General features: G+C 59.5%; 18 protein-coding genes and 1 pseudogene. 9 read left to right on the top strand and 10 right to left on the bottom strand.

Annotated features, from left to right (window positions below; all coding sequences use genetic code 11):
* Positions 1-22: 22 nt before the first annotated feature.
* From AABM54_RS13720 to AABM54_RS13705, 4 genes and pseudogenes are all read right to left on the bottom strand, one after another.
* On the bottom strand, positions 23-2437 hold the full coding sequence (locus tag AABM54_RS13720; RefSeq protein WP_347900478.1) for an acyl-CoA reductase: 2415 nt from the start codon (positions 2435-2437) through the stop codon (positions 23-25).
* A 1-nt stretch (position 2438) separates the two neighbouring features.
* Positions 2439-3569 carry an acyl-protein synthase gene (locus tag AABM54_RS13715; protein ID WP_347900476.1) on the bottom strand — a complete coding sequence of 377 codons (1131 nt, stop codon included), beginning with the start codon at positions 3567-3569 and terminating at the stop codon, positions 2439-2441.
* 22 nt (positions 3570-3591) lie between these two features.
* Positions 3592-4831 (bottom strand): annotated as a pseudogene (locus AABM54_RS13710) (MFS transporter).
* A 268-nt stretch (positions 4832-5099) separates the two neighbouring features.
* The gene (locus AABM54_RS13705) at positions 5100-5246 is read right to left on the bottom strand and encodes a hypothetical protein (protein WP_347900474.1); all 147 of its coding nucleotides are present in this window, start codon (positions 5244-5246) and stop codon (positions 5100-5102) included.
* Positions 5247-5403: 157 nt separating this feature from the next.
* Between AABM54_RS13705 and AABM54_RS13700 the strand changes: the two genes are divergently transcribed.
* Positions 5404-5592 (top strand): hypothetical protein, encoded by a 189-nt coding sequence (locus AABM54_RS13700; protein WP_347900472.1) that lies wholly within the window; start codon positions 5404-5406, stop codon positions 5590-5592.
* 16 nt (positions 5593-5608) lie between these two features.
* Here AABM54_RS13700 and AABM54_RS13695 read toward each other — a convergent pair whose 3' ends face one another.
* Entirely contained in the window at positions 5609-5989 is a 381-nt protein-coding gene (locus AABM54_RS13695; RefSeq protein WP_347900470.1) for a fe2+ zn2+ uptake regulation protein, read from the bottom strand.
* A 300-nt stretch (positions 5990-6289) separates the two neighbouring features.
* Between AABM54_RS13695 and AABM54_RS13690 the strand changes: the two genes are divergently transcribed.
* Complete coding sequence (locus tag AABM54_RS13690) at positions 6290-8635, top strand: acylase (RefSeq protein ID WP_347900468.1); 2346 nt, start codon at positions 6290-6292, stop codon at positions 8633-8635.
* 48 nt (positions 8636-8683) lie between these two features.
* On the opposite strand, the gene AABM54_RS13685 is transcribed toward AABM54_RS13690, so the two are convergent.
* On the bottom strand, positions 8684-9685 hold the full coding sequence (locus AABM54_RS13685) for a FecR family protein (protein WP_347900467.1): 1002 nt from the start codon (positions 9683-9685) through the stop codon (positions 8684-8686).
* Positions 9686-9927: 242 nt separating this feature from the next.
* Positions 9928-14769 carry a DUF6543 domain-containing protein gene (locus tag AABM54_RS13680; protein ID WP_347900465.1) on the bottom strand — a complete coding sequence of 1614 codons (4842 nt, stop codon included), beginning with the start codon at positions 14767-14769 and terminating at the stop codon, positions 9928-9930.
* Positions 14770-15001: 232 nt separating this feature from the next.
* On the opposite strand from AABM54_RS13680, the gene AABM54_RS13675 reads away from it, so the two are divergent.
* Positions 15002-16042 carry an Ldh family oxidoreductase gene (locus AABM54_RS13675; protein WP_347900464.1) on the top strand — a complete coding sequence of 347 codons (1041 nt, stop codon included), beginning with the start codon at positions 15002-15004 and terminating at the stop codon, positions 16040-16042.
* 163 nt (positions 16043-16205) lie between these two features.
* On the opposite strand, the gene AABM54_RS13670 is transcribed toward AABM54_RS13675, so the two are convergent.
* The gene (locus tag AABM54_RS13670; protein ID WP_347900463.1) at positions 16206-16523 is read right to left on the bottom strand and encodes a DUF883 family protein; all 318 of its coding nucleotides are present in this window, start codon (positions 16521-16523) and stop codon (positions 16206-16208) included.
* A gap of 164 nt (positions 16524-16687) precedes the next feature.
* Here AABM54_RS13670 and AABM54_RS13665 point away from each other — a divergent pair, with 164 nt between their 5' ends.
* Positions 16688-16939: a hypothetical protein gene (locus AABM54_RS13665; protein ID WP_347900462.1), complete on the top strand. Its 252-nt coding sequence runs from the start codon at positions 16688-16690 to the stop codon at positions 16937-16939.
* On the opposite strand, the gene AABM54_RS13660 is transcribed toward AABM54_RS13665, so the two are convergent.
* Positions 16914-17843 carry a LysR substrate-binding domain-containing protein gene (locus AABM54_RS13660; protein ID WP_347900461.1) on the bottom strand — a complete coding sequence of 310 codons (930 nt, stop codon included), beginning with the start codon at positions 17841-17843 and terminating at the stop codon, positions 16914-16916. The two genes, AABM54_RS13665 and AABM54_RS13660, sit on opposite strands and share 26 nt — an antisense overlap.
* Positions 17844-17928: 85 nt before the next feature.
* Here AABM54_RS13660 and AABM54_RS13655 point away from each other — a divergent pair, with 85 nt between their 5' ends.
* Entirely contained in the window at positions 17929-18849 is a 921-nt protein-coding gene (locus tag AABM54_RS13655; RefSeq protein ID WP_347900460.1) for a carbon-nitrogen hydrolase family protein, read from the top strand.
* Between the two features lie 35 nt (positions 18850-18884).
* On the opposite strand, the gene AABM54_RS13650 is transcribed toward AABM54_RS13655, so the two are convergent.
* The gene (locus tag AABM54_RS13650; RefSeq protein WP_347900459.1) at positions 18885-19760 is read right to left on the bottom strand and encodes a response regulator transcription factor; all 876 of its coding nucleotides are present in this window, start codon (positions 19758-19760) and stop codon (positions 18885-18887) included.
* Positions 19761-20120: 360 nt separating this feature from the next.
* Between AABM54_RS13650 and AABM54_RS13645 the strand changes: the two genes are divergently transcribed.
* From AABM54_RS13645 to AABM54_RS13630, 4 genes are all read left to right on the top strand, one after another.
* Positions 20121-20312 (top strand): Flp family type IVb pilin, encoded by a 192-nt coding sequence (locus tag AABM54_RS13645; RefSeq protein ID WP_347900458.1) that lies wholly within the window; start codon positions 20121-20123, stop codon positions 20310-20312.
* A 661-nt stretch (positions 20313-20973) separates the two neighbouring features.
* Positions 20974-21165 carry a Flp family type IVb pilin gene (locus AABM54_RS13640; RefSeq protein ID WP_347900457.1) on the top strand — a complete coding sequence of 64 codons (192 nt, stop codon included), beginning with the start codon at positions 20974-20976 and terminating at the stop codon, positions 21163-21165.
* Between the two features lie 29 nt (positions 21166-21194).
* On the top strand, positions 21195-21713 hold the full coding sequence (locus AABM54_RS13635) for a prepilin peptidase (RefSeq protein WP_347900456.1): 519 nt from the start codon (positions 21195-21197) through the stop codon (positions 21711-21713).
* A 15-nt stretch (positions 21714-21728) separates the two neighbouring features.
* Entirely contained in the window at positions 21729-23054 is a 1326-nt protein-coding gene (locus tag AABM54_RS13630; protein WP_347900455.1) for an AAA family ATPase, read from the top strand.

Below are 23054 nucleotides of genomic sequence, written 5' to 3'. Positions count from 1 at the left end.
ATCATTGAGCACAGCGAAGGCGTTAACTAACGAGGTGAGGTTTTCTCAAGTCAATTATCAGCGGCGACTTCCCGCTGTGCGGGTGTCGCTCGAATAAAGACTTGGGCACCGAGTGAACGGTCAGTTGCAACAGCGAAGAGTTCACCGCGATTGAAATATTCGGGTTGCTCATCAAACGCTGGCGCACCGCTTCGGCATCACCGTCCGTGCGCACCAACAGGCATTCGGACCCGTTCGCGTCGTAATCAAGCACCATTTGCACGTCACACCCCGCCAGTTGTGCCAGGTCATCGGTGGACAGAAAGTACGAGGCCACACGCAGTAGCTTTCCGTGTCGCCGGAGCAGTTCGAAACGTGGCGTTCGCAAGCCGCATCCACAGTCGCCGGTCACCCAGCGACCGCTGTCACCAACGTCATACCGGTTGACGACTTGGCCCTCGCGGGCGTGCGAGGTAAAAATCAGGCGCCCGACGACTTCAGGGCCGGCCGGGGCGTCGTTGTCAAAGCCGAGAATTTCCAGATGCTGGATATCGCCGAGCAGGTGGAAAATCCCATCGGGTGACGCAGGGCAAGCATGACCCAGCGGGCCGGCATCCACCGAGCCGTAAAGGGCGGAGCGGACCGTGGTCACACCGCAGCGCTTCATCAACTCACGGCTGGACTCGCCCGCATGTTCGCCCCCCATGAAGACCTTCTTGATACCGCCATAAGCGCGCAGACGCGGTTGTTCACTCAGGAACAGGCGCTGCAGGGTGTTCGGCATGCCGACCAGGGTGTTGATGCGCTGGTCGACAATCAGCTGGGCAATTTCCGAGAAGTCATCGTCCGTCGGGCCGCCCATGGGCAACTGCACAACGTCCATCCATTCAAGAATCCGGCTGAAACTCATGAGCCCGCCATACAGGTTTGAACCGTAGAACAGGTTCATCGCCCGGTCCTGCCGAGGGTCCAGTCCCAGGCTGAACAACCCGTCGGCGGCGGCACGCATCTGACGATTGAAATCGCCATAGCTGTAACCCGCCAGCACAGGCGTGCCACTGCTGCCCCCGGAACGGAAAAACAATCGGGCGGCCGGGCTGACGGGTTGGCGAAGGAGCGCTGCCTTGTCCATCACCGGGCCGTGGGGTGGCAGGACCGCGGTGGGGCTGTCGAGCGTTGCGTGGTGGCTCAGCACCCCCGGAGCCACGGTCACCGACACCCGACGGCTCATGCGTGAAAGGGCATAGATCCCGTCATGAGGTTCGCCTGCGTAGCCGTCATGGATGGACCGGGGCGGGGCGATGCGCGTGACGCCAGCGTGGAGCAGGGCCTCGGCCAGTGGCGCGGTCTGCGATGGATCGCAGATCAACGCACAGCTTTGCAGCAGGCACCGCCACGGCAACAAGGTCTCGGCGATCAAGGATCGTGGCACCGGTCGTAACAACAATGTGCGGAACAAGGGCGAGGCATCCAGCGTGCGATGGTGTTCCCAGACAATCCGCCACTGTGCCGCGCCCCAGACCTGCCCCGTGGTGCCCGCGAAGCTTTGGTCGAGTCGGGCCAGCGCCACGCGGGTGGTGATTTCCGACGCTTCCTGAGCCGTCGGTGTCAGTGCGGGCCAGTGGTGGGCCCGGCGGTTGAATGCCTCGGCCAGTTGTTCACCGACCTGTTGCAGAACGGCGGGTGTGTCGCTGTCCACCAACACCCATTGCGGGCTGGAGCAGGCTTGCTGGTCGAGCCGACAGACTTCGTCGACCAACGCATCCAGCGCTTGCGGTGAGGCCGAATCAGGTGACAGGTAGGCGAAGCTGATTTTGTGCCCCCAGTCGATCCAGCGGCATCCGCTTGGGATCTGTTGGGCGATCGCCTTGAGCGCGGTTTCACCTCCCCACGCGGAAACACCGTTGGCCTGCGCGCACAGCGAGGCGATTTCATGAGTCGCCGCCGGAATCACCGCGAGGTATGGGCTCAGATGGTCGCTCGGGTCGCTTTCAAGAAAGGTCGCCAGCAGTCGGGCGCTCAGGCCGTTGTCGCTGGAACTGGGGCGCAACCAGTTGACGTTCCCGGCCAGCAATCCTTCGAGCGTTGCACAGAATCCCAGCAGCTCTGCATTGCCGGGTGTGATGTGAACGATCAGCCCCAGGGGCAACCAGCGCTCGAAATGGGGCTGGGTGTAGTCGAAACGGCGCAGTGAGTCAGGCTGCGTGCCCAGTTCGCGCTCAAGTTTGGCGGCCAGGGTGCTGCGCTGGCAAAAGGCAATGAGGCCCTGACGCTGATCGTCATCGAGCGTCAAGTCGTGATCTGCGCTCATCAATCGTTGGGCAAAGCGCTCCGCGCAATCGAGTACGGTCTGATGGCTGGGTGGATACGCAAGCAGTTGCGGCAAGCAGGGCTGCAGGAGTGCAAGGGCGGTTTCAAGCGTGAGGTCGTCACGCAGTTGGCCGTTGATCAGGTACATGTCAGGCGCTCCTTATCAGTTCGGAGGCCGCCATGGCACAGCTACGGCTGGCGCTGGTTCCCGCCCGGCCATGCAGCTCGAACCAATCGGTGGCCGCACCGCAATCGCAGGTACTGGCGGGGTGCAGGGTCGCCAGGTCACTCATGACAACCGAGTGTGCGGGGCTTGAGGTGATATAGGGCGAGACGAAATGCAACAGGCCGGGCCGGCCGTAAGGTTGCACGCTGAAATCCACCGGGTCGCGCAGGAAAACCCTGGAATACACCGGCACATGAAAGTGCTGGTTCACGCATTCGACGTAAGGTACGGCGTGTTCCACGGCGCCGTAACCGTCACGGCAACGGCTGATATCGATCCCCAATTGCCGGGCCACGCTGGCATACAGTTGGGGTTTGGGCACCTCTTCGCTGGCTTGGGTTTTCCAGCCTCCGCCCAGAAACACCAGTGAGTCGGGATGCAGTTCCTGGGTGGGGGTGTTGAGGTCGCTCATCCTTTGCAGCGTGTGCCACAGGAACGCCGGGAAGCCGAAAATGCGCACGGGCAAACCTTCCTCGGCAAACTCCTGGAGGGCACGAATCACCCCGAACAGATCAAAGGCGTGACCACTGCCGGTGGAGCGCAGCGCGTAGACGGCCCGATTCACCGGGGCAAACCGGCACAGGAACTGGTCGGTGTAGGAGGTTCCCAGTGTGGTTGCTCCCACGGGCTCATAACTGAGCAGCAGGTAATTGCACGGCGTGTCAGGGGTGTCCCAGCCATAGTGGCTGAAGATGCGGCTGACCATGCCTTGCGCCGCCTGCATGCTGCGTGCGTCGTAACGCATCCGGCTTTTTTGCCCATGGGTGCCGGAGGAGGTCAGCTCCAGTGCATCCTCGCCGGTGTCGCTGAGCAGTAACCGTCGCTTGAAGTAGTGGGCATACAGCGGTGGCAGTCGGGACCAGTCGTCCAGCGTTTCCAGCGCCAGGGCGTCAAGCCCGTTGGCCTCCAGCCAATGTTCGTAACCGGGAGTGTGGTGGCAATGGAACAGGCTGACTTCGTGCATGGCCCGTTCAAATAAACCCTCAGGTACGCAGGTCTGACCGTAGGGCAAGGGCAGTGCGCATAACGCATCGGTGTGGGGTAAACAGATCATCAAAAATCCTTTTTTGATTGAGTCAACTATAAATGCGGGAGTGAGAGGCGAGCAGACGTCTCAAGGGCAGCAGCGCCAGCAAACCGGCGAGACCGACCTCAAGGGCGAACAATTGAAGTGAGGCGCCTGCCCCCAGGGCCGCCAGCAACGACGCTCCGCCCCCCATTACCGCCATGGAAATCATGCCGAGCAGGGCCGACACCAGGCCTTTGCTGTCGTCGCTGGTGAACAGTGCAACCCGGTACAGCGCCGCGTTGCTCAGGCCCAGGCCAATGCAGTACAGCGCCAGGCCGCTGACCAGGACGAATACCGGGAGTTGGAACTGGCTGGTCATCACCAGCGCCACAAGCCCTGCACAAAACGGCCAGAGTGCGAGTTGGATCAACCGGTGCAAGGGAGTGCTTTTAACCAGATGATTGAGCAACAGATTGCCGACGATGATCGCGGCGAACACCGGGATCTGCCACAAGGCGTATTCAAACGGCGACAGGCCTTGCCCGTGAATGAGCAGTAACGGCGACAAGCCGATCCAGGCAATCAGCGGCAGGCTCATCAGCCCCAAGGCCATGCATGCACAGACGAATCGCTGATTGTTCAGCAGCGTGCGGTAGCGACGCACAATCGCCCGAAATTCAAACGGCGTCGGTTCAAGGCGTTGACCATCCTGGCGCCGTACACCGACGGTTTCGGGCATGAATGCATACAGCGCCAGCCAGACAACAGCGGCTGAAACGCCGAGTAACAGGAACAGTTCGCGCCAGGACATCCAGGTCAGCAGCACGCTGCCCAGCAGTGGGCCCCAGTAGCGGAGACAGCAGCGCAATGTTGCCCAGCACCGCCATGATGCGCACCGCGTCCGCCTCGCAAAAGACTTCCTGAAGGGCGGGATAGCTGACAGCGATGACAAATCCCAGCCCCATGCCCTGAAGCAGGCGAATCAGGTTGAACACGTGAATGTCGGCGACCCAGACCGCCGCCAGGCAGGCAACGGAAAAGGCCCCGGCTCCCATCAACAGGGTGATGCGGCGACCAAAACAGTCGGAAAATGGCCCGATCAGCCATTGCAGCAGCACACCGCCCAGCAAGTACAAATTGAAGGCAAAAGGAATGTGCCCGGCGCTGGCACCCAGGTCATGGGTGACTTGCGGCATGGCGGGCATGATCATGTCGCTGGCCATGTAGGTCAGCAGTTCAAAGCAGGTGATAGCGAGGCAGAAGCCTGATATTCGGACGATGCCGATGCAAATAAGAGGTTTAAACATGACGTCCCTGTCAATAGTGGTGTCGCTTGTTTTTCGGTAAGCAGCTGAAGTAAGAGTAGTCTTTAAACTCGATAAGCCACAGGTGGCAAAGTGCAGTAATAGTTATCGGTATATGTCGCGGATATTGTGTTTATAAATATAAATCCGGTTGTTAAAGCATGACGATCAGAACGAAAAAGCCCGCTCAATGGCGGGCCGTTGTTCACTATCGACAAGGTTGTTAACACGGCACGTCAACCCGACATTACGCAGACGCTCAAGGCATGGATTACCGGTGTTCGTAGTAAACCGGACCGCCGTTGTAGTAATGAGGGCCGCCGTGGTAATAGCCGTGGCCGCCTCGCGGATAAAATACGCAGCCGCTCATGGTCAGGGTGATCAGCAGGGGAATCAGCAGTGTGATTCGACGGAACATGTCTCAATCCTCAGGTTGACGCCGTGGTGAAGCAAAATCGCTTCCCGGGCTGTAACATGGGACCTCGTTTGCCGTCGCTTATCCCCGAAACAGGGTAGGGACTTGGCATGCTTCACGACACAAACCGGATACACATTTTCAGGTTCAGGAACCCGCAATGACCCAGTCGCAACGTTTGAAATACTCGATTCTGATCTCCCTCGTGGTACTGGGGATCATGTTTGGCCTTACCTGGATGCAGAACGCGGGCATGATCAGCGAAACGCTGTTCCAGTACATCGCCATCGGCGTGGCGGTTATCGTCGTCGTGGTCAATGGCGTAATGCGCCGCAAGGTCAAGCCCTGAACGCCGGCGCTGTCGTTTAGTCCTTCGTGTTGAGCACCGCAGCGGCCTGCGGATGCAGGCTGTAGCTCTTGTCCGGGTTCAACGTGATGACGCCTTCACTGCACAGGCGCTTCAAGACTTCGCGCACACTGAGAAACGACAAGGGAATATCCAGTTCCAGCAAATGGCTGTGTACGCCGCGTACACCCAGCGAGCGATCGCTTTGGGCTGCCGTGAGCAGGGCGTCGATGACTTTCAGGCGGATGAGGCTGGTGCGCAGGCCGAAGCTTTTAAGCAGGAACCTGATGCGCTCATTGCCCTGGCGCTCGGGACTTTTGGCAAATACGCCGACATTGAGGTTCAGGGGAGCGCCGTTTGACACGTGGTGGCCTTCCGTTGGCAAGTGCGAGTTGTACATACAAAAAACTCCTTTTCCAGAGCCGGATCATGAAGATGTGATGGGTGCTCTCAGTTACTAAGACGAACGAGTCAGGCAAATCATGAAGGCCTGAATGTAGAAATTTTGTTCGTATCACGTTTGAAACAGGTCAAGAGCCGATGGCCATTGCACGTAAGCGCCTAAATTTCCTGCGATTGCTTCGTCTTTAGGACAAGGCATGTTGCTGCTAAACCGACGTGCGGTCTTTTCCAGGCTGGGCCCGGTGTCCCTGTTTTCCACTGCGCGCCCTCCCTGGTTATTTTTCGATCAGGAGTCAGCGTGATTATTTCCAGACAGTTACCCAGGTTGTGTTTCGCAGGCTTGTTGCTGGGACTGAGCGTCATGGCGCACGCGCGCAGCGAGTCGGTGCCGGCCACGACCGAGATTCGTCGTACCAGTTTCGGTGTGCCGCACATTCGAGCCAACGACGAGCGAGGCCTGGGTTACGGCATCGGTTACGCCTACGCTCAGGACAATCTGTGTTTACTGGCCAACGAGATCGTCACGGTCAACGGCGAGCGTTCACGCTACTTTGGGCCCGAGAAACTCACGATCGAGCAACGCGAGAACCTGGCCAGCGACCTGTTTTTCACCTGGTTGAATACCCCGAAGGCCGTCGCCGGTTTCTGGCAGGCGCAAACACCGGCCGTGCGCCAACTGATCGAAGGGTATGTCGCGGGTTACAACCGCTCATTGGCAGAACAGCGGGCACAAGGCTTGCCGGCGCAGTGTCAGGGCGCGTGGGTGCGGCCGATCAAGACGCAGGACCTGGTCAAGCTGACTCGCCGTTTGCTGGTCGAAGGCGGGGTCGGGCAGTTTGCTGAAGCCCTGGCCGGTGCGAAACCGCCTCAGGCGCTCGCTCAGGCGTCGGTGTCATCAGAGGCCTTCGCGTTGGTGACGTCACGCCAGCAGCGTTTTGCCCTCGACCGGGGCAGTAACGGCGTGGCCATTGGCAGTGAACGTTCGTTCAACGGTCGCGGCATGCTGTTGGCCAACCCGCACTTCCCGTGGGTGGGCGGCATGCGCTTCTATCAAATGCACCTGACCATTCCCGGCAAGCTGGATGTGATGGGCGCGGCATTGCCTGGCTTGCCGCTGATCAACATCGGTTTCAACCAGCACCTGGCCTGGACCCATACCGTCGACGCCTCCAAGCACTTCACCCTCTATCGGTTGCAGCTCGATCCGAAGGATTCCACCCGCTACCTGCTCGATGGCAAGTCCACGCCCTTGAGCAAACAGACCGTCAGCGTGCAGGTGCAACAGGCCAACGGCCAGACCGAAACGGTGTCCCATGAGGTCTACAGCTCGGTGTTCGGCCCCGTCGTGCAATGGCCCGGCAAACTGGATTGGGACCATCAGTTCGCCTATAGCCTGCGTGACGCCAACCTGGAAAACGACCGTGTCCTGCAGCAATGGTATGCGATGAACCAGGCGCGCAATCTCAAGGATTTCCAGGCCTCGGTGCACAAGATCCAGGGCATTCCCTGGGTCAATACCCTGGCGGTGGATGATCAGGGGCAGACGTTGTACATGAACCTGTCGGTCGTACCGAACGTCTCCGTGGCCAAGCTTGCGACCTGCAGTGACCCGAACGCCGGTTTGCAGATGATTGTGTTGGATGGCTCCCGCAGCGGTTGCGCCTGGGACATTGATGCCAAGGCTGCCCAGAAAGGGATTTTCCCGGCCAGCCAACTGCCACAACTCTTGCGTCGTGACTTTGTGCAGCACTCCAACGATTCCGCCTGGATGGTCAACCCGGTGCAACCGCTCAAAGGTTTTTCGCCGCTCATCAGCCAGGACGGACAACCCTTAGGGCCGCGCGCGCGGTTTGCGCTTGATCGCCTGCGCAGTTTGAGCGCTGTCGGCCCGATCAAATCTGCTGATTTGCTGCACATGGTGATGGACGATCAGGTCTACCTCGCCGATCAAGTGATGCCCGACCTGTTGCAGTTCTGCGCTGCGGGCCTGGGAACCGATGCCGCCACGCTGGTGCCGTTGTGTGCCAGCCTCAAGGCCTGGGACCGCACCGCCAATCTGGACAGCGGTCTGGGCTGGGTGCACTTCCAGAACATCATGGAACACCTGGACGAAACGCCTGATCGCTGGCGCGTGCCGTTCGATCCTGGCAATGCACAACACACCCCGCGAGGCTTGAGCGTCGACCGGGCCGAGGTGGCCGATGCGTTACGCGGTGCCATGCTGGCGTCGATGGAGCAGGTCAAAAAAACCGGCCTGACCGAGCACAGTCGCTGGGGCGAGATTCAAGTGGTGACCCAGGGTGCCGAGCAGACGCCCATCCACGGTGGTGCCGGGGAGCTTGGGGTGTACAACGCCATGCAAAGCGTCCCGGGCGAAAACGGTCAGCGTGAAGTGGTCAGCGGCACGAGTTACCTGCAAGTGGTGACGTTCGATGAGACGGGGCCGCATGCGCAGGGCCTGTTGGCGTTTTCACTGTCCAGCGATCCGGCCTCGCGGCACGCGAACGATCAGACGCAGGCGTTCTCGCGCAAGCAGTTGAGCGATTTGCCCTTTACCGAGCAGCAGATCAAGGCAGACCCTGAGTACCGGTTGCAGGCATTACGAGAGGGCGAGGAGGCGCGCACGAACATGGCGCTGAAGTAAATCCTGGCTAGCAAGACAGAAGGCCGCTTCCCCTTGGGGACGCGGCCTTCAGTTTTTCAGAGGGCGTTGCGGGATGGCGTTCAATACCGGATTGCCGTCTTCGTTGCGTGTCAGGTAAACCGGCAGAACCTTGGGCAGCGAGGGCACCAGGTTCTTCACGTCATTAATGTTGTAGATACCACCGATACGGAGTGCACCGGTCGCAGTGTCGGCTGCCATCACGGGTGTACCGAGGTAACGGTTGATCAACGGCAAGGCATCGTCGAGCGCAAGATTGTCGAGAATCAGCTTGCCGGAGCGCCAGGCCAGGGACGTATCGCTGGCGTAGGTCTGGCTGATCTGCGGCTCGTAGTCGCCCTGTTTGTAGCGTGCCTGCATGCCGGGGCCGAGCCGGAAACCATCGCCGGGGCGGGTGTCGTTGCTGCTGACCACGACCGAGCCTTCGAGCAAGGTCACGCGGACCTGATCCTGGTACATCCAGACATTGAACTGTGTGCCGGTCACACGCACCTGGCCGGCCGCAGCCTTGACCACGAACGGGTGCTGGGTGTCATGGCTGACCTTGAAAAAGGCTTCGCCCTTTTTCAGGTTGACCCGGCGCTGGTCCTTGTAATTGCTGTACGTCAGGACGGTGCCCAGGTTGAGTTCAACTTCACTGCCGTCGCTCAGGGTGACCTGACGCACGCGGCTGTCTGCCTCAAAGCGTTCATAGGAACTGGGTACCCAGCCCAGGTTCCAGCCGGTGTAGGCGCCCAATGGCAGGGTAATCAGGCAGACCGCTGCGGCCATGCCCCAGGTACGCCATTGTGTTTGGGGTTTGAGCTGAGCGGGGGGCGCGGCGCTTTCGGTGCGGGGCAGGTGGTCGGCCACGTCCCAGATTTCCAGCATGGCTTCGTATTCGAATGCATGCAGGGGATGGGCATCGTGCCATTGCTTGAATGCCAGGCGTTCGTCGACCGTGCAGTCGATGGCGTGCAGACGCATGCACCACTGGGCGGCGGCTTCCGTGACAGCGTCGTATTCGGCTTCTGAGAGGGTCTGTTCGCTCATTGACTCGTCCTGATTTGCTGCATTCTAACCTTCATGGGCGGGCGGCGAGAACCTGTGTCATGGCCAATGAACATCAACTTGGCGCTTATTTTCACTCAAAGATCCTGAAAACACGGCCGGTTCAGCATTATTCACACCGGGCGTGAAAAAAAAGTCCAGGCAACGACGGTCACCGTTATGGCATCAGGCCCAAGGCACCGACCTTACGTCAATGCCCTGCGAGATGCCTCAAGTCTCTGGCGTTATGGCGTGCTGATGTCGAGTTGGCGTCCGAGATGGCTGATCAGCCAGGACACCGAATCGGCGTTACCGAGTTGCACTTTCAGCCGTACCAGCGGGTCGGTCATGAATGTGATTCGGGCGGCGGCCAGATTGGGTTGGCCGGTCAGTGTCAGAACATGATTCAAGGCATCGTTGGAATTTTCATAGGTCGTACTCCCCAGATCCTCCCAGGCACCACTGTGTGGGTTGAATACCCGGAAAAGCCTGTTAATGGGCGTACGGCTCGACAGCGCTTCGCGCTGGACTTCAGCCAGCCTGTCTTTGAGCGCCAAGGCGCGCGTGCTGGTCGTCTCCAGCAGGTCGACATACGGCTTGTGGGAGTCCATGTAAGAGATGTCATGAGTGTTGCTGGCGATATGGGAAAGCTCGTGGATCAGCGTGACCGCCCTGGCATGAGCACTGATGGGAAAGGCGACGTCGGTCATGTAGTTACGGTAGTGGTCAAGCCTTGGGAGAAAGAATTTGTCCAACAGGTGAAGTTTGCGTCCGGCGTCATCCGGAATGGTAAAGGCAAAAACACTGTCGGTGTCCTCACGGCTGGTTCCGACGACAAAACGCTTGGAATTGACTGCCCTGAGCTCTGCGTCCAGCAAGGCGCCAAACACGTCACCAATGGCTTTTTCAAGCATCGTCACATGGTCGGGCAGTACGGCGGGCACTCCCAGAAAGTCCTTGAGGAGTACATGCACCCGCGTCGTTTGTTGCGCATGTGTCTTGACTAGCCTGAGGTTCTGGAAGCTGTTCCAGGCGTAAGTGGTGGCAAGATCAAGCCCTTCATCAATCAGCCGGGCCCTGACCGGGTAGAGTTGGCGAATCGAGTGCATACCGGTCGCTTCGACGTTCATCGCGCCCTGGCGGATGAAGCGTGTCCTCAGGCGTTTGACCAGGCTGTAGCGTGGTGGTGGCGGGGCAGTGGCCAAGGTCCATTGGCGGGAGTTGAGCTGCCGAAGAAGCGGCCCATCCCCCTTGTCACTGGTAATGCACCACGGTGTGCCGCGCTTTTCGACGCGATACACCTTGCCGTCGACTGCCGCGTAATGCTTCTGTGTGGTCGGGTGGGTATAGAGGCCTCGTGCGGTGTCAGGCGTGAGGGCGCTCAGTGCCACATCGGTGCTTTCATGGCGGTGCAGCCGGGTTCGGTCGGGGGCGGTGATGTCAATGTCCTGCCACTGACGTCGGGCCGTTGGGGGTTCCAGTGACGGGTCGGGTTCGGCCTCCGGGGCCGCTGGTGAATCCTCCATTGACTGACGCAGCATCGCCAGTTGGGCGATGCCGTTGATGAACGCCTTGAGCGCGCGGCCCCATTTGTGTTCCTGAAGGGCCTCGGCGGAGGCTTTGATCTCGCGATAGCTGTGCCACACGGTCAACGGGTACGCGAGTTTGCCGCTCATAAACGTGAAGGCCTGCTCCAGCGTGTCGACAAACACGTGTGTGACGGTTTCCCAGTCGCTCTTGGTGTCCGGGTCCGATTGGCTGCCGAGCAGTTGCTTGAGTAACTGAGCGTTGTCATCGAATAACAGCGTGAGCAGGTTCCCAGTGACCGGGTTGGACGCCAGTTTGATTTCCCTGGGTTGACTGCCCCCCAGCGCCCAGAGGTTTTTATAGGTGGCACGCACGGCCATGGGCAGGCATTTGAGCACCCAATCCTGCAGCGCGCCCTTTACGTTGAGCTCATCCAGCAGGCTGCTTTCACTCTCATACTCCTTGAGTCCATGCGTGCGGCTGTAGGGGGCCCACAGAATGTGAGGACCGCTTTTGCCTTCGCGTGGCCCGATCAGATAGAGGCCGAGCGCCCTGGCCGCTTGCGCACCTGGCGTGGCGACCAACTCCAGCGGTTTGATCAGTGCGTCAACCCCGTCCACTGACGCGCGCGCGATGGCGTCGGGCAGGTTCATGATTTGCGCAATGAAGCTGAGCCCGGTTGCGCTGAGACGCTGTTGGAGTTTTTCCGAATGGGCGTAGTGCAACATTTGCCAGGGGAACTGGTGGATGAACCGGGTTTTGCGCGACTGGGCATCCGCACTGCCCGAGGCAAACGCCGTATCCAGGACGGTTTGCTGGAGCTGACCGAGTTTCAGGTTGCGGACCAGTTTTTTCACATAGGCCACGTCCATCCCCGAAGGGAGAGTGCTGGTGTCGAGGGCGTTCAATTGTTTGATCGGCACAGCGTCCAGATCGTCAAAATGGGTCAGCGCGAACTGTGTCAGGGTTTGGGTCTGCCCTGTGGTGGTCAGGCGCGGGTTGAACTGCAACTCGACGTTATCCGGATCAATGTCGTCTCGTGGAAAGACAGCCTTGAGTTGTTTTTTCAGCGCCTCCCGGGCCGTGCTCGCCAGGGAACTCAGGCCGGTCAGGTAGTCTTTGTCGCCCGGCGCATGATTGAGGTACTGCTCAAGCAACTCGGCATGCAGCACTTGATCGGCGACGGGTGCCTGCGCCAGCCAGGCCGGGAGTTTTTGTTGCGTGATCAGCGACTGGGCAATGCTCAACCCACGCGTCAACCCGGTTGCCGGTGTTCGTGAAACCATCAGCGCCAACAGTTTTTTCAGCAGGGGCTCGGGCAGCGCCGAGGCAAATGCGCGTTCGATGGGCACGCTGTCCAGTTGGGCGTACGGTTTTTGCAGATAATTGAAGAGGTTTTCGCGAACAACCTGCAGCGGTGCCAGGGTATACGTCTGCTGAGCCACCAGAGTGCGACGTTCAAGGTTCTCCAGCACACTCATGCGTGTGTCCTCATCCAGCAGGCGTCTTTGCAATTGCGCTTTTAATGGGGCCGCTGAGGCGAAGGCTTCAAAACCGAGTGCAGGCGTCCACAAAATGGCCCTGCCCGAGTGATCCGGGTCCAGCCCACCGCGCTCCGTGAGCACGAAGCAATTGGCCAGGTTCAACACGGTCGGGGAAGTACCGGCCGTGACGGCGAGGGAGAAGGCATCGGGTAGAAACCCGTTCAGTGCGGCACGTTGATCGCGCGCGGGGCTGTCCAGTACCGTATTGATGAGGGCCTGATCCTTGGCACTCAATGTGTGGCTCAGGGTTCGCAGTTTGAGTTCGCTGCGCAATGACACGGCAAGGGTATGCGCGAGTTTTGCAGGCAGAAGCTCCAGGAACGGGGCTGTGGCGAGCTTCAGGTCATCAACACTCTTCAGCGGATCGGGTAACACGAGGTGCTTTTCAAACTCCAGGTCCAGCGAGGCGCCAATGCTGGAGAGTTGCGCCGACAGCTGCCTGGCAGACTCGGCGCGGACAGTGGCTGGTTGGCCGCTCCAGCGTTGATCCACACGGGTACTCCAGCGTCCGGCAGCGTCGAAGTCCAGCAAGCGTTTGTCGATCAAGCTGCGCACATCCAGCGCATTGTCCATCAATGCCCCTGGGTCCATGGCGCCTTCACTCTCTCGGTAGCGGCCCAAGGCGTACCTCAGGTTCTGTGTTTGCTTGGCCAGAACCTGAGCCATCAAGTGCTCGAATACCGATCCCGCTATGGGTTCCCCGATGACCTCTCGTTCAGCCTGAGCCAGCGTCAACAGGGTGTCGCGTTCATCCAGGGCAAGGTAGTCGAGCGCGTTGTCTTCATGCCCGACGGCTCCAAGCATTGCTAACACCGTGGCGCGGATTTCCGACAACGGGGTGGCGCCCTCGATGCCCCGGGCGTGGTTGTACATGAAAGCGTTCGCGCTTGAGTCCTCGGGCGTGCTGAGCATCAGGGTCGTGGCCAGTTCCACGTGATGCTTGAACGGTGCTCTGACCCGGACCTTTTCAACGTGAACCCCGTGACCTGTTGCCGACAGGTTGCGGGTCGGGTGGCAGGCACCCATCAGCCGCTGATGTTCTTCAGCGCTCAGTACGCCTTGTTGGCGTTTGAGCAAGAGTTCCAGGCAGAAGGCATCGCTCATGCTGCTGGCGAAGAAATCTGAACGAGCAACCCCGGTACTCATCGGACTGTTCCAGAACGTTTCGAGCAGGCTAAGCAGGCGTGGCGTCAAACTTTGTGCGACCTCCTTCAGTGTCGCCTCCCACGCTTGATTATCGTCCTCGCGGGGGGTGGCCTGTCTGGGATTGGAGAAGTACCTGAGTTCGCCTTCTGGCCAATGGTTGGTCAGGTAAACGTGCAGAACAGCCTCGCTGAGGGTCATCGACGACAGGGGACGTTGATCGGCACGTGCCGCCGGGGAGGCAAAGCTGCCCATGCGGGTGTGGCGTTGATCCAGCGCGGTAAAGCGTTTGCGCAGGGCAACGTTCAGCGTGTCGTCGAGCATCGATTGCAGGGTCGGTGTCTGAATGAGTTCAGCGAGCATCGTCTTCACGTTCTGCGACTGGTTCAGCGTCAGGGTGTTTTCCTGGTCCTGAAACACGGCGCCCTCGATCTTCATCGTCGAGATCGCCGGTGCGCTGACGGCTTGCAATGAATGCCGCTGCTCGATGGACAGAAAACGCAGGAGTTCGTCCTTGATCGCGGGTTGGCTCAACCACTCCAGGAGCTTGCTGTTCACGTCACCCTGACTCGCAAACTTCATCAGCCCTCGAGAGGGTGTGTAAAGCACCACTTCGCCGCTGTCTCCCCGGCTCATCACAAAGGCCCCGGCCAATGGCATTGGACTCTTGCCCGGCGGGGTCAGCAGTACCTGGCTGACCTGCATCGGGTCGGCGTCTTCGATACGGGTTGAGTGGGTGGGCAAGTACACGCGCTTGAGCCATTTGAGGTCGGCGGTGGTGAAACCCAGCTGTTTCTCGCGCTCGCCGGGTTCACGGGTGTAGGAGGCTCTATCGGCCTCGTCAAAGAAGTAAGGCAGTAGGGCGGTTGTCATGGTGGTTCCTCGACCGGTGGCCATCTGTCAGTGATGGCGGTGTGTGGGTGAGGAAAAACAGTAGGGGCAAGCGCCGGCTCATGTGCGCTACATATTGCTGGGTGTGGCTGGGCGCTCGTGAGTCTTGACAGAACGCCTGCAAAACAGCACTTAATCGACAAGATTCTGCGGGTTGTTGAACAACCCGGACTCACGCTGTTGCCCGTATTCAATAATAAAACTGGAGCTTCAGATGTCTGTATCGCCCGAGATGGCCGTCAAGTCGAAAACCTCATCACTCGGTTTCACAGCACTGGTCGAGTTGCTGACCCAGGTGTTTTTGCACCATGGCACGTCGGCGGAAGTGGCCAGGGTGCTCGCCGAGAACTGCGCCGGTGCTGAACGTGATGGCGCCCACAGTCATGGTGTGTTCCGCATGCCCGGTTATGTGTCGACACTCGACAGTGGCTGGGTCAATGGCAAAGCCGTGCCGGTGGTGGAGGATGTGGCCTCGGGTTTTGTCCGTGTCGATGCGGGTAACGGATTTGCGCAACCGGCGTTGGCGGCCGCCCGGCCACTGTTGGTGGAAAAGGCCCGCAGTGCCGGCATTGCGGTGCTGGCGATCCGCAACTCGCATCACTTCGCCGCATTGTGGCCGGATGTCGAACCGTTCGCCTATGAAGGGCTGGTGGCGTTGAGTGTGGTCAACAGCATGACCTGCGTGGTGCCCCACGGTGCCGACCGGCCGTTATTCGGTACCAACCCGATTGCGTTTGCCGCGCCCAGGGCGGATGGCGACCCGATTGTCTTCGACCTGGCCACCAGCGCCATTGCCCACGGTGACGTGCAAATTGCCGCCCGCAAGGGTGAGCGCCTGCCGGCCGGCATGGGCGTGGACAGCCTCGGTCAGCCAACCCAGGACCCGAAAGCGATTCTGGAGGGCGGTGCCTTGCTGCCGTTCGGCGGCCACAAGGGCTCGGCGTTGTCGATGATGGTCGAGTTGCTGGCGGCCGCGTTGACCGGTGGGAACTTTTCGTTTGAGTTCGACTGGTCGAACCATCCGGGGGCCAAAACGCCCTGGACCGGTCAATTGCTGATCGTGATTGACCCGAGCAAGGCTGCCGGGCAGAGCTTCGCCGAACGCAGCCAAGAGCTGGTGCGGCAGATGCATGGCGTGGGGCTCAAGCGTTTGCCGGGTGATCGCCGCCATAACGAGCGGGCCAAAGCCGCTGCCGAAGGCATTCACCTCGATGACCAGACGCTGGCGCAGTTGCGCGAACTCGCAGGTGTGTAAGGCGCAAACCCAATGAGGGAGCGGGCTTGCTCGCGAAGAACGATGATGCGATGCATCAGAAGAACCGGGTCGTTAGCTTCGCGAGTAAGCCCGCTCCCACACGAGACTGGCTTGGGTTTTAGAGTTTCTTTAACTGACAGTTCGCCGTTTTTCTGCGTTGTGTTCAACGACGCCCCAGTAACAACCCCACCACCAGACCAAAACCGGCGGAGATCGCCACGGTCTGCCAAGGGTGGCCGCCAATGTAGGTTTCGGTCGCGTCGACCACCGGTTTGGTCCGCTCACGCACTCTGGAGACCGCGTCTTGTGCATGTTGAAGCTTGAGCGCGATCTGGCCGCGCAGGCTCTCCGCTTCTTCACCCACCAGTGAAGCACTGCTTTTGAGCAACTTGTCCGATTCTTCAATCAGCGCCTGAAGCTCGCTGAAGGCCTGGTCCTTGATTTGGTCCTCGACGGCGTGGTTGGCGTTTTTGCGGGCCATTGGGTGACTCCTTGCAGTGAATGGGCAGTGAACAATGGAGTTCGCCGCGTGCTGAAAAGTTGCAGCCATTTTGCGCAGCTGCACACGGCGAGCGGAAAAACCAGACTCAGAGAATTCCACCTACAGTGTAAGATGTCGCCAATTTTACGCAGCAGGTAACTCCCATGAGCTTCAATCTGGCCGACAAGCCCCTGGCAGAGCGCGCAGCGCTTGAAGATGAAAAGTCCCGTCTGTTCGACCTCTGGCAGAGCAACCTGGGCAAGTCCAAAGGCGAGGCCGCCCGCTTGTTCGGTGAACGCTCCAAGCGCAAGGGCAAATGGGCCGAGTGGGTACGCGCCGAACTGGACAGCATGTCGCCACCGGAATTTGCCAACATGGTGCGCAGTGAAGTCAATCGCCTGATGGCGGCCAAGTAGTAAAACTGGCCACAATCGCTTCGCGTACCTTCAGCAGCACCGGGTCCGGTTGGGCGTTGGTTCGCCAGCCCAGCTCGATCGGGTAGCGCGGCAGGGCCAACGGGCAGGGCAGCAGCGCCAACCCCGTGAAGGCGGCAATGTGCCGGGCCGCATGGGCCGGAATCGTCGCCACCGCCTGACTGCCCTTGAGCAAATAGGGCAGTCCGGCAAAATGCGTGGTCGAGGCGCAGACATGTCGGCTCAGGCCCAACTCCGCCAACCCTTCATCGGTGATCCCGATAAACCCGCCAGATGACACCAGGATGTGCTCGCGGCTGACAAATTCCTCAAGGCTGATCGCCTGTTGCCCCGGCGCCAGGCTGCGCGGGTCCACCAGGCAGCGATAATCGCCTTCACCGAGCACTTCACGGCTGAGCAGGCGCTGGGCAAACCCTCCGGCGGTAATCGCCAGGTCAATGCTGCGCTCCATCAACGCGGTGGCGACAATCTGGCTGTGGGTCTGGCGGAAGATCAAGCGCAGCCTGGGCGCTCGTCGGGCAATCTCCTCGATCAGACGACGGCCGTAGGCAATCTCGAAATCATCCGACAACCCCAGCGTGACCGAACGTCCCTCGTAGTGGCTGGCCGCTGGGTCCACCATGGCCAGGCTTTGCCGGCACTTGTTGAGCGCCTCGCTGATCACCGGTTTGAGTTGATTGGCTCGCAGTGTCGGCGCCAGGCCTCGGCCGGTGCGCACAAACAGTTGATCAGCGTACACCGCCCGCAGCCGTCGCAACGCCGCGCTGATGGCCGATTGCGTGACCCCCAGACGCAACGCGGCACGGCTGGCGCTGGATTCGTCATGCAGGGCTTCAAAGACTTTGAGCAGGTTGAGGTCGATGTCCGCGATATTCATGTGACTCATATCATATTGAAGTGAACGGGGCTTTATTCATGATCGACGGCGGCCGGAGAATGAGCAACACCTCAATGTTCAGGGAGTTACCGCGATGCCCACCTCCATCGTTGCTGCACTGCAAATCGGCTCATTGCCTGGTGGCAAAGGCGAAACCCTGGCGCAGATTCTTTCCTACGAACAGGCGATTCTCGACGCCGGAGCCAGTTTGGTTGTCATGCCGGAAGCGTTGCTTGGCGGTTATCCGAAGGGCGAAAGCTTCGGCACGCAATTGGGTTATCGGCTGCCGGAAGGGCGCGAGGCGTTTGCCCGCTACTTCGCCAATGCCATCGACGTTCCGGGGGTGGAAACCGAGGCCCTGGCCAGTTTGGCGGCACGCACCGGGGCCAGCCTGGTGCTGGGTGTGATTGAGCGTTCCGGCAGCACGTTGTACTGCACCGTGTTGTACATCGAACCGGTTGGCGGGCTGGTGGCCAAACACCGGAAACTGATGCCCACTGGCACGGAACGGCTGATCTGGGGCAAGGGCGACGGCTCTACGCTGCCGGTCATCGACAGCAAGGTCGGGCGGATTGGCGCCGCCGTGTGCTGGGAAAACATGATGCCGCTGCTGCGCACCGCGATGTACGCCAAAGGGGTGGAGGTCTGGTGCGCACCGACCGTGGATGAGCGGGAAATGTGGCACGTCAGCATGCGCCACATCGCCCACGAAGGCCGCTGCTTCGTGGTCAGCGCCTGCCAGGTTCAGGATTCACCGCAGGCGCTGGGCCTGGACATCGCTCACTGGCCGGCCGAGCGTCCGCTGATTGCCGGAGGCAGTGTGATCGTCGGGCCGATGGGCGACATACTCGCCGGGCCGCTGTTGGGCGGCGCCGGGTTACTCACGGCCGAAATCGACACCGACCAGCTGATTCGCGCCCGCTACGACTACGACGTGGTTGGGCACTATGCGCGCCCGGACGTGTTCGAACTCACCGTGGATGAACGGGCCAAACCGGGTGTGCGGTTTATCTGAGGCTTGAGGCGAGCAGGTCGACTGTATCGCACCCGTCAGAGTTCGGCGCGAAGTTGCAGGCTCTCGACGACTTCTGTCAGTTCCTCCACCGATGCAGGTGCTGCGGCGGGCGTTTCGGCACGGCGCACCTGGCGGTACTCACTCGGTGTGCACCCGGCAAACTGCTTGAACGCACGGGCGAAGTAAGAGGGGTCCTTGAACCCGACTTCGTAGCCGATGCTGGTGATGGGCATCTGGCTGTTGTCGAGCAGATCCTTGGCGTAGTCCATCCGCTTGCTCAGGATGTACTCCATGAATCCCAGGCCATTGACTTCCTTGAACAGGCGGCTGAAGCGAAAGGTTGTCATGCCGCAGCGTTTAGCCAGCTCTTTTTGGTCGATGCTGTCCCGAAAATGCTGGTCGATGTAGAGCAGTACATTATTGAGTGCCTGGTGTTTGTGGTGCTCGGCGGTCAGCCGGATGCTGTCCGGCAGGGACGGGCCGTGCTCGATCAGCGGTTTCTTGGCGTGGAAGTGAGTGCTGCGGCGCAGTTCGCAGAGCTGTTGGAGTGCGTGCAGAAAGCGGTCTTTCTCGGCAGTGCACAGGGGCAGCACCATGTACTCCCAGACGCGGGAACGCATGGCCCACACGGCAAGCTCTTCGGAGTGCTGCACGGTGAACATGGCGATGGGTATGGAAGGGGACCTGCGTTTGATCTCCAGCAACAGGTTGAGGCCCGGCATGTCAGGGCGGTCATAATGGATGCAGACCATGTCTGGTTGCCGGTCTCCTTCAAGCTCGGACAACGCGGCGTCCTTTGCCAGTCGACATTCACAGGTCGAACGAAAATGTGCGACCAACGCCTCGGCCGATCGATCCCGGGTGAGGTCGAACCATAAAAGAAATGGCGTGTTGGCCGGCTCAGGTTTCATTTTCTCATTCCTTCCTTGTTCCTCGCGTTCTTGACCTCGCCTGGCAGTTTCGTCGTCAGGTCATGAGCCCGAAGGATCAAACCCTGAGAGCTGCTGCGAACCTGCTCTGGTTACGCCTTTCATCCATTACGGTCCTTGTGGTTGGTTTCAGTCTTGTTTGTAAATGATTCCTGATAGTGAGTTTTACGGTACGGTTACCCATGTCAACGCTACGGCTTTTATTGTTCTGGTATCACCGCAAAAAAGTCCTAGTTATCGACAAGAAACTCCTAACCCTCGTTGTTTCTCCTGACTAGGATTCAATCAGGCGGCACACTAAGTACCCGTCTCGGCAAATAACACTTAAATGAGGTGAGTAAAATGAATCTGCAATCGATCAAGACTTCGGTGCTGGAATTCATCAAGGACGAAGAGGGCCTGACCATTGTGGAATATGCGGTAGCGGGTGGCCTGATTACACTGGGTGCCGTGGCGGCTTTCGTAACACTTGGCGGTAACGTGAGTACTGCCATTACCAGTTTGGGTTGTGCAGTCAAAGGCACCACGTGTTAGCTCAGCACCGTACGTCGCTGGCCACGTTGTGTGTTCTAGCCGCTGGCTACCCTCTGGGGCGCGGCGGTGACGAACACCTCCCATCAGGCTGAGGGGCGTGTCGTGAGGATCAAAATGCATCATATAGACTCTGCCTGGTTCTTTAACCGTGATCCCGTTCGGACAAGGTGGAGTCTTTTCAGCCCGCCGCTGCAAGCTAGACGCATGACGCGATGAACACTCCAACAGTCCGGTCTCCTGGCGAGTCGGACTTCATTGTCCTGGCTGCGCTCCTGATATTTCTTCCTCGTTGACCAGTATTGTCGCTGCGTCGCGCGCGAGAAGATCAAATCCTGATAAGAAACCCCTTGCTTAGACCGTTACACGCGATCTCGCTCTCGGCGTGATGGCGCTGTTTCGCGCCGTTGCATGGCGGCGGAGCACGACCGGGCATTGCATGCGAATCAGTTGCAACGTTGTTTGCAAGTTGTTCGCCGTTGAACTCTTTCGTTGTTGTTTCAGGTCGTGCGATTAGTATTTTTGTTCCGTGGGTAATACCGCAATAAAGTCCTAACGATCAGCAAAAAACTCCTAACCCCTGCGTTGCACTTCTGACTAATGTTCACCCAGGCAGTGCGAGAAGTACTGTTCTAAAAACAAAACACTGAACGAGGTGAGCAAAATGAATCTGCAATCGATCAAGACTTCTGTAGTGAAATTCATCAAAGACGAAGATGGCCTGACCATTGTGGAATATGCGGTGGCAGGTGGGTTGATAACGCTGGGCGCTGTCGCAGCATTTATCACTTTGGGCACTAACGTAAAAACAGCCATTACCAGCCTGGGCTGTGCAGTCAAAGGCACCACTTGCTAGCACCACACCGTCCACTGAGGGTTGCAGTCATGAGCATGGAGCAGTCAGTTGCTATTGCATCGTTGCTGGGACTGCTGGGTATTGCGGTGGTGAGCGATCTTCGCCGTCACCGCATTCCCAACCTCTTGGTCTTGTCAGGCTTGGGGCTGGGGTTGGCCGGTCAGGTCTACACCTCGGGTGTCCTCGGGTTGGGTTATGGAGCGCTGGGCATGTTGATCGGTTTTGCCGTTTTTCTCCCGATGTACGCGCTTGGGGGGATGGCTGCCGGCGATGTCAAGCTAATGGCCATGGTCGGCACCTTTCTCACTCCGCGCGACGCGCTCTGGGCTGCGCTTTTCAGCCTGATAGCCGGCGGTCTGTGCGGAATATTGATTGTGTTTGTGCGTGGTCAGGTACAGCAAACCGTGGGGCGTTACTGGTTGATGTTGAGAGCCAGGGCCTATTTCTCGCCAGCGGTTGATGAAGTGGCAGGTAAGCCTTTTCCCTATTCAGTCGCAGTCCTGCTCGGCACTTTGACCAGCGTCTTCTGGCTGCCCTTCGGCCAGTAAGTCCAGGAGAACACTATGTATGCCATCAGCAACAGCAGCGTTACTCACAATGAGCGCGAAGTTGTGCAGCGGTTGGCTCCACAGCCACGCACCATCCGTGAGACCGGGTTGGCGGACAACTTTCTCGGTGATCTGGTCTGCAAGCATCTGCACGATGCGGGTGTGCTGGACATGTCGCGGCTGGTGGAGCGCCTGGCGCTGACGGGCGCAGTACTGGAAGAAGTACTGACCTTCCTGCGCAAGGACGGTCGTGTCGAAATACTCGGTCAAACCGGTGGTCAGGCATTGCGCTACGGGTTGACCGAGCGCGGGCGCAGCGCCGCCCGTGATGCGTTGGCGCGTAGCGGGTACATCGGCGCGGCGCCTTTTCCGGTCAGCACCTATCGCTCCCTGCTCAAAGTGCAGACCATTCACCATGGTCGTATCAGCGCACAGGACATGCAGCACGCCTTTGGCTCGGTAGTGCTCGCGCAAAGCATGCTCGATCAACTGGGCGTGGCGATGAACTCTGGCCGCGCCATCATGATCTACGGGCCGGCGGGCACAGGTAAAACCTATGTCAGCAGCCGACTGATCCGCCTGTTTGATGAGGCCATCTGGGTGCCTCATGCCATCGCGATCAACGAGGCGGTGATCGAAATTTTCGATCCTCAGGTACACCGGCGCCTGGATGACGACGATGAGCTGCAGAACAATCTGCTGCTCAACGAAGGGATCGATCGCCGGCTACTACGGTGTGAACGCCCGATCATCATCACGGGCGGCGAATTGAGCATGGAACAGCTGGATGTCCGCTACGACCCTTTCACGCGTCAATACCAGGCCCCGTTGCAGCTCAAGGCCAGCAATGGCCTGTTCATCATCGACGACATGGGCCGTCAGCGCATGGCGCCGGCCGAGTTGCTCAACCGCTGGATCGTGCCGATGGAGGAGAAACGCGACTTCCTGAACCTCGGGGGTGGGCGGCACTGTGAGCTGCCGTTCGACCTGATCCTGGTGTTCTCCACCAACCTCAATCCGCTGGAACTGGCCGACGAAGCGTTTTTGCGGCGAATTGGCTACAAGCTGCAATTCGGTTACCTGAAACCCGATGAGTACGAACGCATCTGGTGCCAGGAGACCGAGCGACTGGGCATTGCTTACGACCCGAAACTGCTGAATTACGCGCTGCAGGAACTCTACGGCGTTGAAAACATGCCGCTGGTGCCTTGCCACCCCCGTGACCTGTTGAATATGGCCCTCGACCGTCAGCGTTACCTGGGCGGCGGCGGACCGCTGTCGCCGCAGGAACTGGAGTGGGCGTGGCACAACTATTTTGTACAGCTCGACTTTCTTGGATAG

Source organism: Pseudomonas purpurea, from assembly GCF_039908635.1.
Taxonomy (GTDB): domain Bacteria; phylum Pseudomonadota; class Gammaproteobacteria; order Pseudomonadales; family Pseudomonadaceae; genus Aquipseudomonas; species Aquipseudomonas purpurea.
Note: the sequence above shows the minus strand (reverse complement) of the source record. Positions and strands in the feature narration are given on the sequence as shown.

Bases quoted from the DNA above. Each gene is read 5' to 3' on its own strand.
- AABM54_RS13700 (WP_347900472.1), top strand. From the start codon at position 5,404: ATGACCCAGTCGCAACGTTTGAAATACTCGATTCTGATCTCCCTCGTG.
- AABM54_RS13680 (WP_347900465.1), bottom strand. From the start codon at position 14,769: ATGACAACCGCCCTACTGCCTTACTTCTTTGACGAGGCCGATAGAGCC.
- AABM54_RS13675 (WP_347900464.1), top strand. From the start codon at position 15,002: ATGTCTGTATCGCCCGAGATGGCCGTCAAGTCGAAAACCTCATCACTC.
- AABM54_RS13640 (WP_347900457.1), top strand. From the start codon at position 20,974: ATGAATCTGCAATCGATCAAGACTTCTGTAGTGAAATTCATCAAAGAC.
- AABM54_RS13655 (WP_347900460.1), top strand. From the start codon at position 17,929: ATGCCCACCTCCATCGTTGCTGCACTGCAAATCGGCTCATTGCCTGGT.
- AABM54_RS13660 (WP_347900461.1), bottom strand. From the start codon at position 17,843: ATGAGTCACATGAATATCGCGGACATCGACCTCAACCTGCTCAAAGTC.
- AABM54_RS13665 (WP_347900462.1), top strand. From the start codon at position 16,688: ATGAGCTTCAATCTGGCCGACAAGCCCCTGGCAGAGCGCGCAGCGCTT.
- AABM54_RS13720 (WP_347900478.1), bottom strand. From the start codon at position 2,437: ATGTACCTGATCAACGGCCAACTGCGTGACGACCTCACGCTTGAAACC.
- AABM54_RS13670 (WP_347900463.1), bottom strand. From the start codon at position 16,523: ATGGCCCGCAAAAACGCCAACCACGCCGTCGAGGACCAAATCAAGGAC.
- AABM54_RS13635 (WP_347900456.1), top strand. From the start codon at position 21,195: ATGAGCATGGAGCAGTCAGTTGCTATTGCATCGTTGCTGGGACTGCTG.
- AABM54_RS13705 (WP_347900474.1), bottom strand. From the start codon at position 5,246: ATGTTCCGTCGAATCACACTGCTGATTCCCCTGCTGATCACCCTGACC.
- AABM54_RS13645 (WP_347900458.1), top strand. From the start codon at position 20,121: ATGAATCTGCAATCGATCAAGACTTCGGTGCTGGAATTCATCAAGGAC.
- AABM54_RS13650 (WP_347900459.1), bottom strand. From the start codon at position 19,760: ATGAAACCTGAGCCGGCCAACACGCCATTTCTTTTATGGTTCGACCTC.
- AABM54_RS13685 (WP_347900467.1), bottom strand. From the start codon at position 9,685: ATGAGCGAACAGACCCTCTCAGAAGCCGAATACGACGCTGTCACGGAA.
- AABM54_RS13715 (WP_347900476.1), bottom strand. From the start codon at position 3,569: ATGATCTGTTTACCCCACACCGATGCGTTATGCGCACTGCCCTTGCCC.
- AABM54_RS13695 (WP_347900470.1), bottom strand. From the start codon at position 5,989: ATGTACAACTCGCACTTGCCAACGGAAGGCCACCACGTGTCAAACGGC.
- AABM54_RS13630 (WP_347900455.1), top strand. From the start codon at position 21,729: ATGTATGCCATCAGCAACAGCAGCGTTACTCACAATGAGCGCGAAGTT.